This is a genomic window from Alcanivorax sp. P2S70 (assembly GCF_000475295.1).
Taxonomy (GTDB): Bacteria; Pseudomonadota; Gammaproteobacteria; order Pseudomonadales; family Alcanivoracaceae; genus Alcanivorax; species Alcanivorax profundi.
Window position 1 is genome coordinate 17,293 of the sequence record NZ_AXBZ01000034.1, and the last position, 13,741, is coordinate 31,033.

General features: G+C 59.7%; 16 protein-coding genes. 5 read left to right on the plus strand and 11 right to left on the minus strand.

The window, feature by feature from the left end; translation table 11 throughout:
- Window positions 1–237 precede the first annotated feature (237 nt).
- The 4 genes from Q672_RS27290 to Q672_RS27305 form a co-directional block, all read right to left on the minus strand.
- Entirely contained in the window at window positions 238–921 is a 684-nt protein-coding gene (locus tag Q672_RS27290; RefSeq protein WP_022985667.1) for a type I restriction-modification system subunit M, read from the minus strand.
- Between the two features lie 61 nt (window positions 922–982).
- Window positions 983–1,894, minus strand: coding sequence for a restriction endonuclease (locus Q672_RS27295; protein ID WP_031226586.1), 912 nt, complete (start codon window positions 1,892–1,894; stop codon window positions 983–985).
- A 21-nt stretch (window positions 1,895–1,915) separates the two neighbouring features.
- Window positions 1,916–2,236 (minus strand): HIT family protein, encoded by a 321-nt coding sequence (locus tag Q672_RS33810; protein ID WP_052017515.1) that lies wholly within the window; start codon window positions 2,234–2,236, stop codon window positions 1,916–1,918.
- A 205-nt stretch (window positions 2,237–2,441) separates the two neighbouring features.
- Window positions 2,442–3,509 carry an AraC family transcriptional regulator gene (locus Q672_RS27305; RefSeq protein WP_235047198.1) on the minus strand — a complete coding sequence of 356 codons (1,068 nt, stop codon included), beginning with the start codon at window positions 3,507–3,509 and terminating at the stop codon, window positions 2,442–2,444.
- A gap of 67 nt (window positions 3,510–3,576) precedes the next feature.
- Here Q672_RS27305 and Q672_RS27310 point away from each other — a divergent pair, with 67 nt between their 5' ends.
- Both Q672_RS27310 and Q672_RS27315 read left to right on the plus strand, forming a co-directional pair.
- The gene (locus Q672_RS27310) at window positions 3,577–4,479 is read left to right on the plus strand and encodes a fatty acid desaturase family protein (protein WP_022985670.1); all 903 of its coding nucleotides are present in this window, start codon (window positions 3,577–3,579) and stop codon (window positions 4,477–4,479) included.
- 299 nt (window positions 4,480–4,778) lie between these two features.
- On the plus strand, window positions 4,779–6,062 hold the full coding sequence (locus Q672_RS27315; RefSeq protein ID WP_022985671.1) for an OmpP1/FadL family transporter: 1,284 nt from the start codon (window positions 4,779–4,781) through the stop codon (window positions 6,060–6,062).
- 77 nt (window positions 6,063–6,139) lie between these two features.
- On the opposite strand, the gene Q672_RS27320 is transcribed toward Q672_RS27315, so the two are convergent.
- From Q672_RS27320 to Q672_RS27340, 5 genes are all read right to left on the minus strand, one after another.
- Window positions 6,140–7,750 carry a PepSY-associated TM helix domain-containing protein gene (locus Q672_RS27320; RefSeq protein ID WP_022985672.1) on the minus strand — a complete coding sequence of 537 codons (1,611 nt, stop codon included), beginning with the start codon at window positions 7,748–7,750 and terminating at the stop codon, window positions 6,140–6,142.
- A complete protein-coding gene (locus Q672_RS27325) occupies window positions 7,747–8,004 on the minus strand; it encodes a hypothetical protein (protein WP_022985673.1) in 258 nt (85 codons plus the stop codon). Before Q672_RS27325 ends, Q672_RS27320 begins: the two co-directional genes overlap by 4 nt.
- Window positions 8,001–8,288, minus strand: coding sequence for a hypothetical protein (locus Q672_RS27330; RefSeq protein ID WP_022985674.1), 288 nt, complete (start codon window positions 8,286–8,288; stop codon window positions 8,001–8,003). The genes Q672_RS27325 and Q672_RS27330 overlap by 4 nt, the downstream gene beginning before the upstream one ends.
- A 79-nt stretch (window positions 8,289–8,367) precedes the next feature.
- Complete coding sequence (locus tag Q672_RS27335) at window positions 8,368–8,961, minus strand: hypothetical protein (RefSeq protein WP_022985675.1); 594 nt, start codon at window positions 8,959–8,961, stop codon at window positions 8,368–8,370.
- A gap of 2 nt (window positions 8,962–8,963) precedes the next feature.
- Window positions 8,964–9,575 carry a hypothetical protein gene (locus Q672_RS27340; protein ID WP_022985676.1) on the minus strand — a complete coding sequence of 204 codons (612 nt, stop codon included), beginning with the start codon at window positions 9,573–9,575 and terminating at the stop codon, window positions 8,964–8,966.
- Between the two features lie 387 nt (window positions 9,576–9,962).
- On the opposite strand from Q672_RS27340, the gene Q672_RS27345 reads away from it, so the two are divergent.
- A complete protein-coding gene (locus Q672_RS27345; RefSeq protein WP_022985677.1) occupies window positions 9,963–10,670 on the plus strand; it encodes an HNH endonuclease in 708 nt (235 codons plus the stop codon).
- 69 nt (window positions 10,671–10,739) lie between these two features.
- Here the strand turns inward: Q672_RS27345 and Q672_RS27350 are convergent, their stop codons facing one another.
- Window positions 10,740–10,979, minus strand: coding sequence for a hypothetical protein (locus tag Q672_RS27350; RefSeq protein WP_022985678.1), 240 nt, complete (start codon window positions 10,977–10,979; stop codon window positions 10,740–10,742).
- Window positions 10,980–11,147: 168 nt separating this feature from the next.
- On the opposite strand from Q672_RS27350, the gene Q672_RS27355 reads away from it, so the two are divergent.
- Complete coding sequence (locus Q672_RS27355) at window positions 11,148–12,239, plus strand: alpha/beta fold hydrolase (protein WP_022985679.1); 1,092 nt, start codon at window positions 11,148–11,150, stop codon at window positions 12,237–12,239.
- A 1-nt stretch (window position 12,240) separates the two neighbouring features.
- Complete coding sequence (locus Q672_RS27360; protein WP_022985680.1) at window positions 12,241–12,873, plus strand: class I SAM-dependent methyltransferase; 633 nt, start codon at window positions 12,241–12,243, stop codon at window positions 12,871–12,873.
- A 239-nt stretch (window positions 12,874–13,112) separates the two neighbouring features.
- Here Q672_RS27360 and Q672_RS27365 read toward each other — a convergent pair whose 3' ends face one another.
- Window positions 13,113–13,703, minus strand: coding sequence for a GNAT family N-acetyltransferase (locus Q672_RS27365; protein WP_022985682.1), 591 nt, complete (start codon window positions 13,701–13,703; stop codon window positions 13,113–13,115).
- Between the last annotated feature and the right edge of the window lie 38 nt (window positions 13,704–13,741).

The following is a 13,741-nucleotide window of genomic DNA, read 5'->3' on the forward strand; positions in this document are numbered from 1 at the left end:
TTCTCTTGGATCGAGTTGCTGGAAGGAAAGTTTAAGCAGCAAGCATCAGATAGCTGACGGGAATCTGGCGATAAAGCGTCAACATTATTCTCTTGATAGGGATTTTACTGTTAGGGCGTATGTATAGAGGGGGATTAGGTTGGGATTTTCGACTTTTTTAACTCTATCTAAAACCTTGGTATTCGCTGAGTAGATGGCTAGGGGCTGGTTGAGGAAAGGATTTCCTGTGGAAAAATGTCACCAGCAAGCAACGTATGGTGTGGGATTAAAAGTAGGTATGTAACGTTTGCCGGCGGTGGGATCGTAGATGCGCATGCCGGCATGGGGCTTGAGCAGGGACACCAGCAACTGCACCACTTCCGAGGGGGTATAGAACTCCCCGCCCTTCTTGCCGGCGCTGTCGGCGAACATCTTGATCAGGTATTCGTAGGCGGTGCCGAGCAGATCCGGGCGCTCGAAGTCTTCATTGCGCAGGCGATGCTGGCTGAAGTGGCTGAGCAGGTCACGCAGCTTCTTGTCGGTGAGCTTGTTCTTGATGTTGAAGTCGATGGACACCAGCACCCCTTCCAGGGAGCCGTTGTGCTCTTCAATGGCTTCCATGGCCTGGTTCAGCTCGGAACCGATATCGTGCTTCAGGTCTTTGAGCGCATCCCAGCGGGCGTTGGCCGGGATGTAGAAGGTCTTGTCGTACTCATCCTCATCATCGGCCAGGGCTTCTGCCTGTTGCTGGGTCTTGCCCTTGTCCAGGTAGTACTGCACCACGGTTTCCCGGGCCTCCTCGAAGGCATCCGACAGGCGCTTGAGGAACATCATGCCGAAGATGTAATCCTTGTACTCGGAGGCATCCATATTGCCGCGCAGGATGTCGGCGGCTTCCCAGAGGAAGGATTCGAGTTGTTGCAGGGTGAGCTTTTGGGTCATCAGGTCTGTCTCGGTGTTGTCTTTGTCGCCCGGCGGCCCGTCTGGCAGGCACCGTGGCCGGTTATTCTTCGTTGAAGTAGTCGCTGTCGATCTGCTTCACGGCGTAGGTTTCCTTGATCCCCACGCCCAGGTTGTACTGTATCATCAGTTTGGCCAGTTCCTGGCCGTCGATGAGCACGATCTTCTTCTCGATCAGGCCCACGTATTCACGGGCATCACCGCTGAACTTGGAGGTGGTGATAAACACACCCTTGCGGGCCCGCTGCATGTCCAGCGCCCCGGCGAAGCCCTGCACCTCGGGCCGGCCCACCCCTTTCTCGGTATAGCGCTTGGCCTGCAGGTAGATCACATCCAGACCCAGCGGGTCTTCCTTGATGATGCCATCGATGCCGCCATCGCTGGTGTAGCGAGTGGCTTGCCCGGCGTCTTCCCGGGAGCCCCCGTAGCCCATGGCCAGCATCAGATCCACCACCAGTTTCTCGAAAAAGGCCGGGGTGGCGGCGGTGATGGTGTCCAACAGTTCATCGGCCAGGGAGTCCATGAGCGAGGCATGGGCCTGCTGCAACTGTTCATCCGGTGTCTCGTTACTGGTCTCGGCCTCGGGCTGCTCGGTCTTGTCTTCGCTGGGGGTATGGGTGTGGAAATCCACAAACTCCTGATAATTCTTCAGGTAGCGCACGGTCACCCGCTCCGGACAGTCCTGCATGGCCTGGCGGCCCCGATCAGTAATCTGCATCAGCCCCTTGCCCGGACTGGTCACCAACCCGGCCTTCTTCATATAGGTACGCGCCCAACCTACCCGGTTCTTGATATAAGTCTGCTTGCCCGACGGCAGCCGCTGGGCGCGCTCTTCCTCGGATAGCTGAAAGTGCTGACACACCTCTTCCAGCACATCGGCCATGAGCTTCGGGCTGCCATCGTTGATGGCGACAAGCATGGGGCGCATGACGGATTGGAAATCGGGGATTGGCACGAGCTGTTCCTCTTGATTTATTTATTTCCAGAAATCGTTTCGGCTCAAATACGTTTTGGCCTGATTGATTAGCTGGGTAATGGCGGCCTGCTCATCCGGGGTGAGGCTGAACCAGTCTTCGGCGTGGCGGCGTGGGATGATCAGGAGGTGGCCGGGGGAAACCGGGTATTTGTCTTCGCGGACATAGGCCAGGGGGGGTATGCAGCTCGATACCCTCCGCCTGTGCGGCAGGCTCTGCGCAAAATGGACAATCCGGCATCCCCATCCCCTTCTTCTGCCTTGGCAATCCTTGCCTGAAGGCTGTTCATTTTTATTGGTGAACCTTATCACAGGCAGCGGCATGTGCCAGTGATTGCCTACCTTGATTGCGGCCTTTAACTGACAGCATTGAGAGCCGGAACGTTTGACCTTTTGGGAATCAGGTTATTCGCCCGCGGGGCACAGATAAAACCAATGGGGACAAGACTGAGTTCATGGCTCCGGCAAATCTACGCCCTATCGCCATGCAAGCATGGCTCCTACAGGAGGTTAGAGAACTTATCTTGGGCTAGTGCTTATCCCTATATTCGCTGGGGGAGCAGCCTTGCCAGCGGCGGAAGGCGCGGACGAAGCCGCCGGCGTCGGTGTAGGCCAAGTGGGCGGCGACTTCTTCGATTTTCATGGTGGTGCTGGTGAGGAGTTGCAGGGCTAGTTGGCGGCGCTCTTCTTCTACCAGATCGCGGTAGCTGGTGCCTTCCTGTTCCAGTTTGCGACGCAGGCTGCGCGAAGACAGAGCCAGGGCGCTGGCCATGTCGTTGAGGGTGGCGCCGAGACCCAGTTCGCCCAGTAATTGCTGGCGCACTTTGCCGGCGATGCCGCTGTTTTCTACGGTGTCCATGCGCTGCTGGCATTGCTGTTCGAGCATGCGGGTGAGCACCGGGTCGTAGCCAGGGAAGGGCTGGCTGGCGCCGGCGCGGTTCACCAGGATGCGGTTGCTGCGGGCGGCGAAGGTGGGTTTCACGCCACATTCTTCCTGAATGGCCTCGGCACTCACATCGGGCTGGCCGGCCAGGTCGATGGCGCGAAAGTCCACGCCTTGCAGGGTGATTTCCCGCACCAGATTCAGGGCCGTGGCCATGTCCCGCTCGAGCAGAAACTGGCGCAGGTGCGGCGGGATGGGATCCGGGTCGAAGGTGACGCCAAAGGTGTCGTCGTCTTCCACCAGTTCGATGCGGCAGTAGGCGGTACTGAGAGGAAGATAGCGCACTCCCAGGATGGCCGCTTCACGCAGGGTCTTGCAGGTGCGCAGGGCGAAGCCCCACACCCCGAAGGTGGCCAGGTGATATTGCAGGCCCAGTTCGAAGCCCCAGGCGCCGTCGTCCGGCAGGGCCAGCATCAGGTTTTCGATCAGGCGCATTTCCTGGGTGCGGGTGACCAATCCTTCTCCGCTGGAAAGGGCGTCATCGGCTATGCCGGTGCCGAGCAGGCAGGTCTGCCTGTCGATGCCATGGCGTTGGGCAAAGTTGAGCATCACCTGGCTGATGGCCACCGGGTGGAGGGTGTCGTCGCTGTGTTGCATTGCCCGTTCCGCTGTTCCGCCGTTAGCGCTGGCCACTTCTGCAGGGTGATTGGCCACGGCGGCTATTCTGATTGTGGGGGTGCCGGCCTAGTCTGAAACCATAATAACCACCAGAGGCAGTACCATGGACCCGGCAACCTTGAACAAACAGGCCATTGCCTGCGCGAAACACTATATGGGCAAAACCGCGTGGCCGACAATTGCGCTCACGTTGGCCGTGGTGGTGGCCTTTGTTGCCACGCTGTTACTGTTTGCCAATGGCTCCCTGCCTGCCTTACCTGCCTTCCTGCTGGTGGCGGCGCTGACGTATATGTCCTACACGCCCTTGCACGAAGCCGCCCACGGCAATATTCATGGCCAGGACGATCGCCGCAAGTGGATCAACGACCTGTGCGGCTATCTGGTGGCGCCGATCATTGCGATTCCTTATGCCTCGCACCGCATTGAGCACTTCACGCACCACCGCTATACCAACCAGCCGGACAAGGACCCGGATTTTGTGGTCAGCGGAATGCAGAAAAACCCCTTGGCGATGATCATCGCCGGGCTGCGTTTTCAGTGGATTCAGAATACGTTCTTTGTGCAGCACAGCTGGGGCAGCGCCTCGCTGAAAGAGAAACTGATTTACTGCAGCGAGCTGGCCGTGTCGCTGGGGTGGCGGATTGCCTTTCTGGCCATGGTGGATCAACCGGGTACGGCGGTGGTGTTGCTACTGGGTTACTACACGGGCGGGTTGTTCACTGCCTACTGGTTTGCCTACCGCCCGCACCACCCGTACAAGGTGAGCGAGCGTTACCGCAATACCAACAGCCTGATCATGCCGCGCTGGATGAAACCGCTGGAGTGGTTCTGGCTGGGTCAGAACCTGCATTCGATTCACCATCTTTTTCCGCGCGTGCCGTTTTACCAGTACCACGCCCTGCACCGGGATATCGAACCCATTCTGCAGGCCCAGGGCACCCCGATTATCGGCATTTTTTCGCGTGAGCCGGTGGCCGCGACAGCCCAACATGAAGGCGCTGACTGATACCACGTTTGACGGCGCAATCAATAATCCGCCCCGGAACGCTTCCGGAGTAATCCGCTCTCAGGTCCACCATTTGGACCTGACAACCCGCAAGATAACCGTCGCCGCCTAATTGCTGCACAACCTCTACACTATACAATGTAAACGTGAACCATCTTCGAGGATTTAAACACCATGTTTACAGATTTTACCGGCCATCTGACGACAAATGGTGCATTTTTTGATCTTCGCCATCTGTAATTAAATGTTTCACAGTGATAACGTTCGCGCGCCACAACACATAACTCGGGAAAGTTATCATGAAGTATTCAAACAAAGCCGTGTTGGCCGCAGCGATTGCTGCTGCCTCTACCCAGGCGATGGCCAATGGCCTGGCGCTGAATGAGCAAAGCGCCTCCAGTGCAGGCTCGGCTTACGCAGGTCGCGCCTCTACTGCTGCCAATGCCAGCACCCTGTTCGGCAACCCGGCGGGCATGAGCCGCCTGGAACGTGCCGAGGTGTCCGGCGGCCTGGCCTTTATTGATGCCAGCACCGATATCAGCGATGCCGAAGGGCAACTGGCCCCCGGCCTGCCCGTGTCCGGCACTAACGATGGCGATATGGTGCCCTTTTCCACCATTCCCTTCGGCTACTACGTCACCCCGATCAGCGACAAGCTGCACGCCGGGATCGGTGTGTATGCACCGTTCGGCGTGGAAAGCGACTACGAAAATGGCTGGCAAGGTCGCTATGAAGGCGTCACCAGCATGGTGCAGGTTGTCACCATTCAGCCCACCGTCAGCTACGCCTTCAACGATCGCGTTTCTGTGGGCTTTGGCCCGACCATCAATCACATCTCTGGTGAGCTGACCAGCAACGTGCCGGCCGCCGCCTTCAACCCGGCTCTGGCCGCCATGTCTGACGCTGATGTGGAAATTGAAGGGGACGACATTGCCTACGGTTACAACGTGGGTGTGTTGTTCGGCATTACCGACCGACTGGACTGGGGCCTGACCTACCACTCCAAGGTCGATTACTCCCTGGAAGGTGACACCACCATCAGCGGCACCCCCGCCCCCGTGGCGCCTGCCATCGACGGCAAGTATGACGCGGAACTGGACATCACCATGCCGGAATCCGTGGATACCTCTTTCAGCTTCCAGGCCACTGACGCACTGGCACTGTACGCTGGCGCCACCTTCACCCGCTGGAGCCGCCTTGAAGGTATCGAAGTGGAGAACAGCGGCGTGAATGCCATGTTCCAGTCCAGCTTCGGCACCATTACCGAAGAACTGGAGTGGGAAGACACCTGGTCGTTCGCCGTGGGCGGCGCCTACCAGCTGAACCCGAAGTGGGTGATCCGCGCCGGCTATGCCTTTGACGAGTCCCCCACCAACGACCAGCACCGTACCGTGCGGATTCCGGTGAGCGACCGCGATATCTACACCCTGGGTGCCGGCTGGAACGTCTCTGACGACCTGACCCTTGATGCGGCCTATGCCTATATTGATGAAGAAAAAGGCGAGGTTAACCAGGACACTTACAGCGCCGACTTCGAGAACAGCGCTCACGGCCTGGCCCTGCAAGCCACCTACCGTTTCTGATCAGCTTCAGCAACGGCCATAAAAAAACCGGGCTCACTGCCCGGTTTTTTTATGCTTCGGCGTGAGCGCTGCCGGCGTCAGCTCGCGCCCTGATTTTCCAGCTCGGTCTCGGTGAGGTGCTTGGGATGCTCGCGGGTGACCTTACCCACCCACAACGGATGCGGCTCTGCCAGTCGCAGGCGCTTGCGAAACTGGGCACGTACCCCCCACAAACACGCCGCCACGGCCACCACCACCAGGTTTACCAGCAGGGCATCCGGTTCTTGCCAGGCATGACTGCCCTCCACTGCCACCTGCGCCAGTGGGATCGCCAGATACAGGAACGGCATGATACGTAGCCACAGGCCACTGAAACGCAGCGGCGAAGCACGCAGACTCCACAACACCAGCACCACCAACACCCACCAGAAGATTTGCCGCTCGGCCGATGCCACCAACGCGGCCCAGGGCGTGTAAGGCAGCAGCTTGCTGACCAGAAAACTGAAGGCGATGCCGCTGACCACCCCGAAACACAATCCCAAGGTCAAACGCAGCAGGAAGGCCGAGCCGCGTGACGGACCAACACGGTCACTGCGCCGCTCGCACCACAGGATATTCCCGGACACAAACAGCAACGACCCCAGCAGCCCCATGGCAAAGTACAACAGCTTCACCCAGACGCCGCCGTAATCCCCGAAGTGCAGGGAATAGACCGGGGAAATCGCCGCAAAGTTGAAGGTGCGTTCGCCCGGGGCGCTGATACGCAGCGGCTTCATGGTGTTATCCAGCACCACATGCACATGATGGCCAAGGAAGCCCGGTTGCGAACCGGCCACATCCATCCAGCCTGCGGCATCCCCGTAGCCTCGAATTTCCACCCAGCCCACGTCCATGCCGGGCAACTCGTTATTGGCCGCCGCCAGGTAATCCGCCATGGGCGCCATGGCGAGGGTCTCCCCCTGGCTTTGCACCGGCGGCCAGACGTCGGTTTCCTTCTGGATCACCCCTTGCAGCTGCGGACCGAACACCAGCAAACCGAGCACGATGGCCATGACCGTAAACAGCCCCATGGCAGCACCGGTGACCGACATGATCAGGTGGAAGGGGAAGCTGATGATGCCAATCAGGTTGTGCAGGTTTTTCCAGTAGCGACGCAGGTTGCCCTGGTGCTTGAGGGCAAACAGTTCCTTGCGGATTTTGGGCCAATGGATGATCAGCCCGCTGAACAGGGCCACCCCGTATAACACGGCAACGAACCCCATCAGCGTCATGCCGATGTTGATCAGGCCACCGTTACCGGGAATGCCCAACTCGTAGTGCAGCTCATTCACAAAATCCGCCAGCTCGGAACCCGGCTGCTGCGTGAAGCTGCCATCTTCTGCAAAGTTGGAGGCATGGGCCGTGCGCCACTCCCCCGCTGCACCGTCTTCGCCGGGCTGGAACCACATGGCCCCGGGGTCTTCATCGGGCAGGAAATACATACGATCGGCCGAGGCCGGGAACCGCGAAATCAGTTGCTGCAGAAAGTGGTCCGGGTCCGCCGGGCCGGCTGTCTGCTCATGGCCGTGGTGACTTTCCTGCCAGTGATGCAGCTCGTGATGGAAGACATTGATAGCCCCGGCGAAAAACGCCACAAACAGGGCCAAGCCACTGACCATGCCCAGCCAGGCATGCAGGTCGATAAAACGGCGTAGACGATCTGCCTTCATGCGGCCCCTCCATAAATACCGGTGGTTTGCAGGGTCGCCCAGACGATGCCATTCGCCACCAGCAGGCCCACCAGGGGCGGCCACGCTTTTTCGGGCAGCGCCACCAGCAAGCTCAGGCTCATCCACAGCAGCATGCCAATGATCAATTGCAGGACCAGCCAGCTGTTCCAGGGCACCGGCACCCAGGCAGCAGCCAGCCCCATCAACATCATCGACAATGGCAGACTCAACAACACGCCGAATAAGGCTCTCATGGGTTGCGCCCCATCTTGCCGGAGACTTTCTGGAACGTATCGCGATGATGGCCTGCGAACAAGGCCATCAGGAGTGCAGGCAGGGTCAGCAGCCACAGGGCCACCATCAGCCCAACACCCAGGCCCAGCGCCATGACCCACAGCGCCGCGCCGGCCAGCGCCAGCAACAACGCGAGCAAGCGCGCCACGCCGGGCAGCGGCTGGTCCAGCCAGCGCTGCTGACGGTCAGAGAGATAAAAGAGAACAACGGCCGCGAGTGAGGCCGGGAGTGCTGCTACCCACATAGATGAGAACCAAAGACAGGAAATGGTTCTCATTTAATAATAGTTGGCCGTGACGGGTCAATGACAGGGCCAGGCGGGATTACTCTGCCAGTTCGGCTACACGCAGCGGCGCCAGGGCTTCGGAGGCCACACTGAGCCGTGCGGTAGACAGGCGCGTCCAGTCGATACCCTCGCGGTCAGGCATCCACACATCCCTGAAGGCCGCCGCATCCGCCACAGCCATTTCCGGGGTCAGCATCGCCATGCCATGGTAATCCCCTGCCACACCTTCCGCGTGTCGAATCACCGCCCACCATTTGCCTGGCCGGGAACGCAGCACGACCCCGGGCAAGGAACACTCCACCTCTTGCGCAGTGATACAGCACTCCAGCTGGGCATCTTTCTGTACGCTGATCCCCTGCCGCCAGAGTGACGAGCCGGCCACCATCACTACCGAAGGGAAGGTGCGTAACAGGGCCGCGCAGCGTTCCGCATCGGTGAGGGGCTCACCCAACACGACCCGGTAGAAGATCGGCCGGGCCGGGGCGACCTGGCGAATCACACCCGCCTCCAGCCAACGCAGCGCCACATCGAGAGCACTTTCCTGCTCGCTGATCGCCTGCTTGAGATCCGACAAGGAAAAGATCCGGGGCATACCGTCCAGCAAGGGCAGGACCTGTTTGATTGCTTCCATACTCAGGAATCTACCGGTTGCGCAGAGGGAAAGGAGAAGCCAAGGGCACCACCGACAGCCATGACACCACGCAGCACATGGCATACCACCGTCACCTGTCCCGGCTCGGGCAAGCCATTGAGCCGCAGAGCCGCCAGATCCGCCAGGCGGGCATCCAGAATGTCGATATTGCGCTGGTAATCCAGTGCCGGACGCTGCATCTGCGCCAGCCGCAGAGTCAGCAGCTGCCCTTGGGTGTCGTCTTCCAGCGCTGCGTAGGCCCGCTCAACCAGGCTGTAGCTGCTGAGATGCTGCAAGGCGGCCCCACGGGGGTGGCGGCGCTGGGCCACCAGATTGACAGACACCAAAACGGACAGCGCTGCCGCCAAACGCTGCAAGGCCGGAATCCAGCTGGCACCCCGCTCTTTTGCAGACAGGTACCAGCCCCAGGCGCGCAGGCGCGCCACATCACTGCGCAGCTCGCGAATGCGCTGAGTGGTGTGCGCCTCACCACCGGAGGCGCGGGTGGCGCGATACACCGCCAGGTATTCGTTCAGTGCACGCAGGCGATGGGCCACCGCCTGACCTGCCAGACGCTCCCGAGGCGCCGAATTCTGAGAGCAAACTACTGCCATACCGGGACTCCTGCTCAATGCCCGCACAACCCTGAAATCATGAAATTGGTCGTTATCTCTCGACCTGGGCGACCTGAAGAATGCCTTGTCGTCCCCGGCACCCTCTGCCGGAAGCCAATCCCTGTTCAGCGTCGCGATGGCACACACTTTAACGATCACTGAATGCGGTCCACAGAGGCAAAGCGTACCGATGTGTTGCCCCGCGTTGCCATTTGTATCCCCCATGATAACAACGCGGAACTGCATCACATTTTTGTGGCCTGATGTAAGATATCCCCCTTATTTAATAAGGATAATCTCTTACTCTCGATCCTGCTCGCAGGTGCTAACTACGCATCACACTGCCAGCCGGAAGTCGTACCGCACTGTTGTTCTGGAGTCGCTCTGTTGTCCCTGCCCCGTGCCTTTCTCTTGCTCACCCTGGGTGGCGTTCTGGCGGTGAGCCCGCCCCTTTTCGTGCATGCCCATCCCGGCGGGCTGGACGCACACGGCGGCCATACGGACCGCAAAACCGACACCTATCACTGCCACACCGATGTCTGCCGCCAGCAACACCAGCAACAGGCCGAGGCAGAACAACAAGCCCGCGATGCCGGGCGAGCGTTTTCCACGCTCTATGACCGCGGCGACTGGCCCCACTGGGACGATGAGGATGGCGACTGTCAGGACAGCCGGGCGGAAGCACTGATCCGCGCCAGCCAGACACCGGTGAGCTTTACCCGCAAGGATCACTGCATTGTTGCAAGCGGCCGCTGGTACGACCCCTACAGCGGGCACACCTTTACCCGGGCCCGACAACTGGATGTGGACCACATCGTGCCGCTGCGTCATGCCCATGGCCATGGTGGCGACCGGTGGAATGACGCCTTGCGGCGCCAGTTTGCCAACGATCCGGACAATCTTCTGGTGGTATCGGCCAGCACCAACCGTAGCAAGGGAGCCAGCAGCCCGGACCAGTGGCTACCTGCCAATCACGCTTACTGGTGTGAATACGGACAACGCTGGTCGGCCATCAAACAGCGCTATCAATTGATGGTCACTCCAGCCGAGCAGGATGTGGTGACGCAACTGCTCGCACGCTGTGCCGCAGATTAGGGGACGACCATGCCCGCACACAGGCATAAAAAAAGCCGCCCTGAGGCGGCTTTTTTGGCAGTGAACCGATTAGTTGGTTTCTGCTGCGTCTTTCATGTCTTCCACAGATTCCTGGGCATTATCATAGGCGTTGTCCATATCCTCGCCCATTTCTTCCATCGGCCCTTTGCTATCCGGGGTAATCTTTTCGATGGCATTATCCACCTTCTGGCCAGCTTCTTCGGCTGGGCCGTCGTTGGCGTCACAGGCAGCCAGAAAAGCGGTGGAAGCAAACAGGGCGGCCAGTGCCGCTTTACCGAAAGTACGCATAATGTCACTCCTTGATGTTTCGGCTGAAAACGATGCCTACAGTAACGCCTGAATAAAACGCTGGCCACGGGCCAGGGCACACTTGCACAGCATTTTACGATGCCTTACGAATCCCGCAGTGACAGGTAAGATAATCCCTCTCATCGCGGGGCAAACGGATTACACATAATGAAAAGAATTGGACGGGAAGTAGGCGGACTGGCTCAGCTGGTGACCCGCTTCGGCAACGAGATCACCCAGGTCGTTCAGGATATTCATGGCAGTGTCGCCAACCCTTTTGGCCTGCGTGGCCAGGAGTACACCCCGGCCCCCATGGTCTATAACCTGGTGCGCTACGGCTTTCGGCAGGCGGGCAATCTTGCCGGGCTGGCCGATCTGGCGGCCGACCCCGGCCGTGAACTACGCGACAGCCTCGACCTGCAAAGCATCCTCAATGGCGTGTTTGGTCAGTTACTGGTTGAGCAACAAAGCCATTACGCCTTGCCGATGACCCTCCTGCCCAGTGGCAAGCTGCAAGGCGACACCCTGGTGCTGTTCCTTCATGGCCTTTGCATGAATGATTCCTGTTGGAACAATCCGGCTGCCGACAGCTTCAGCCAATGGGTGCGCCGTGAACTTAACGCCGATGTGCGTTATCTGCGCTATAACACAGGCCTGCATATCTCCGACAATGGTCGCAAGCTGGCGGGCCTGCTGGCCCATACCGCCCTGCCCGAACGCATCATTCTGGTGGGGCATTCCATGGGCGGCCTGGTCGCTCGCAGCGCCCTGCACCAGGCCCGTGAGCGCGGCGACAGCTGGGCCGACAAGGTCAGCCATCTGGCCTGTCTCGGCTCGCCCCATCAGGGCGCGCTGCTGGAGCGAGTGGGCAACAATGCCAACCGGCTACTGGCCACCACACCCTGGTCACGTCCGCTGATGCGGTTGGGCAACCTGCGCTCTGACGGGATCCGCGATCTGCGCTTTGGCTATGTACTGGAAGCGCAGTGGCGTGACCGCCCCCTGGACGACACCCGCCCCAGCGCCAAGGTGCCGCTGGACCCGGAAGTAAAACAACTGTTTATCGCTGGCAGTGTCAGCGAACCGGAACATCCAGCCCCACGGGGCGATTGGCTGGTTTCGGTGGACAGCGCCCTGGCCTCGCGCCTGTACCCGGATGCCCCGCTGCTGACCCGGGAACTGTTTTACCAGATGGGGCATATGACCATGATAGAAGAAAGCCGCACCTATGCCCGGGTGCAGCGCTGGCTTGAGGACTGACATGCAGTGCACCCTGTGCGCCGGTGACGCGCACCCTTTTGCGCAGGTGGACGGCCGCGACTACTTTCGCTGCCCGTGTTGCCAACTGACCTTCGAGCACCCCGACAGGCTACCCGGCCCCGACGAAGAAAAAGGCCAGTACGACCTGCACGACAACCGCCCGGACGATCCCGGCTACCGGCGTTTTCTGGCACAACTGGCCGACCCGCTCTGCGAACAGCTGTCGCCGGGTGCGCAAGGCCTCGATTTTGGCTGCGGGCCCGGACCGGCCCTGGCCGCCATGATGACGGAACGAGGCTACCCCTGCGGCACCTGGGATCCGATTTACGCCAAAGACGAAACGCGACTGGCCCCACAGTATGACTTTGTCACCTGCACGGAAGTTATTGAGCACCTGCACCAGCCGGCCCGTGAGTGGGCCTGGTTTGCCGACCACGTTCGCCCCGGGGGCTGGCTGGGCCTGATGACCCGCTGGCTAACCGACGACCACGCCTTTGCCCGCTGGCACTACCGCCGTGACCCGACGCATGTCTGCTTCTGGCAACCGGCAACCTTTGCCTGGCTGGCAGACACACAGGGCTGGGAGCTGCACCTGACGGGCAACCCGGTGGTATTGATGCGCAGACGGCCCTGAACGGCGCCAGGCTAGCCTGCGACAACAATCGCGACCGTCACCGCAACCAGTGCCAGCGGCAGGACCACCAGAGCAGACTTCAGTGCGCGTTCATACCAGGTGGAAAATTTATATTGCTGATCCATTTTTTTGATATCCCCTATTACCCCGAAGTCAGTATAGGGAATGGCAAAACGCCCCCACATCACCCAAATGGGGTATATGCAATATTTATGGTCAATCCACCCACTTCTGGCACTCTAAAGGCTGTGCAGCCAGAACTGCATGGGCTTGCGTGACAGCGCTGCCTCGCCGATATCGGTCCAGTCAAAATGCGCCACCAACTGGTTCTGGGGGAAATAGCCACGCCCACGCCAGAACAGATCCAGCGGCTGGTAGCCTTCGGGGCGAGCCGGGTGATCTTCGGGGCGCTGTACTGCACAAAAAGCGGTATGGCGATAACCAAAATCTTCCGCGTACTGCTCTCTCAAATCAAAAAAACGGTGCCCAATCCCCTGACCACGCCACTCTTTTTTGAGCACGGATTCGCCAAAGTAGAAAACCGTATTGATCTCTGCCCCCAACTGACGAAACGGCGCCTGGAACTCATCGTCTGCCTCGCGCAGCGGTAAACCTGTCGCCGCCCCGACCAGCTTGTTGAACTCCAGCGCCAGTACGAACACGCTCTGATCGGACTGCGCATAGCGGTCCAGATAGCGGCGCTCATAGGCCAGGTCACCCTCATACAAATACGGAAAATCACGAAACACTTCGATGCGAAGCTTGGCCAATTCATCCAGCCAGGGCTCGACGGCGATACCGGTCACCGGACGAATTTCTACTGACGACATGCCCTCTCCTTGTAACTCTGACAATGGGACAGGGAATC

Excerpts from the sequence above, each read along its gene's own strand:
- Q672_RS27290 (WP_022985667.1), bottom strand. The coding sequence starts at position 921 with ATGACCCAAAAGCTCACCCTGCAACAACTCGAATCCTTCCTCTGGGAA.
- Q672_RS33810 (WP_052017515.1), bottom strand. The coding sequence starts at position 2,236 with ATGCCGCTGCCTGTGATAAGGTTCACCAATAAAAATGAACAGCCTTCA.
- Q672_RS27310 (WP_022985670.1), top strand. The coding sequence starts at position 3,577 with ATGGACCCGGCAACCTTGAACAAACAGGCCATTGCCTGCGCGAAACAC.
- Q672_RS27315 (WP_022985671.1), top strand. The coding sequence starts at position 4,779 with ATGAAGTATTCAAACAAAGCCGTGTTGGCCGCAGCGATTGCTGCTGCC.
- Q672_RS27320 (WP_022985672.1), bottom strand. The coding sequence starts at position 7,750 with ATGAAGGCAGATCGTCTACGCCGTTTTATCGACCTGCATGCCTGGCTG.
- Q672_RS27325 (WP_022985673.1), bottom strand. The coding sequence starts at position 8,004 with ATGAGAGCCTTATTCGGCGTGTTGTTGAGTCTGCCATTGTCGATGATG.
- Q672_RS27330 (WP_022985674.1), bottom strand. The coding sequence starts at position 8,288 with ATGTGGGTAGCAGCACTCCCGGCCTCACTCGCGGCCGTTGTTCTCTTT.
- Q672_RS27335 (WP_022985675.1), bottom strand. The coding sequence starts at position 8,961 with ATGGAAGCAATCAAACAGGTCCTGCCCTTGCTGGACGGTATGCCCCGG.
- Q672_RS27340 (WP_022985676.1), bottom strand. The coding sequence starts at position 9,575 with ATGGCAGTAGTTTGCTCTCAGAATTCGGCGCCTCGGGAGCGTCTGGCA.
- Q672_RS27350 (WP_022985678.1), bottom strand. The coding sequence starts at position 10,979 with ATGCGTACTTTCGGTAAAGCGGCACTGGCCGCCCTGTTTGCTTCCACC.
- Q672_RS27355 (WP_022985679.1), top strand. The coding sequence starts at position 11,148 with ATGAAAAGAATTGGACGGGAAGTAGGCGGACTGGCTCAGCTGGTGACC.
- Q672_RS27360 (WP_022985680.1), top strand. The coding sequence starts at position 12,241 with ATGCAGTGCACCCTGTGCGCCGGTGACGCGCACCCTTTTGCGCAGGTG.
- Q672_RS27365 (WP_022985682.1), bottom strand. The coding sequence starts at position 13,703 with ATGTCGTCAGTAGAAATTCGTCCGGTGACCGGTATCGCCGTCGAGCCC.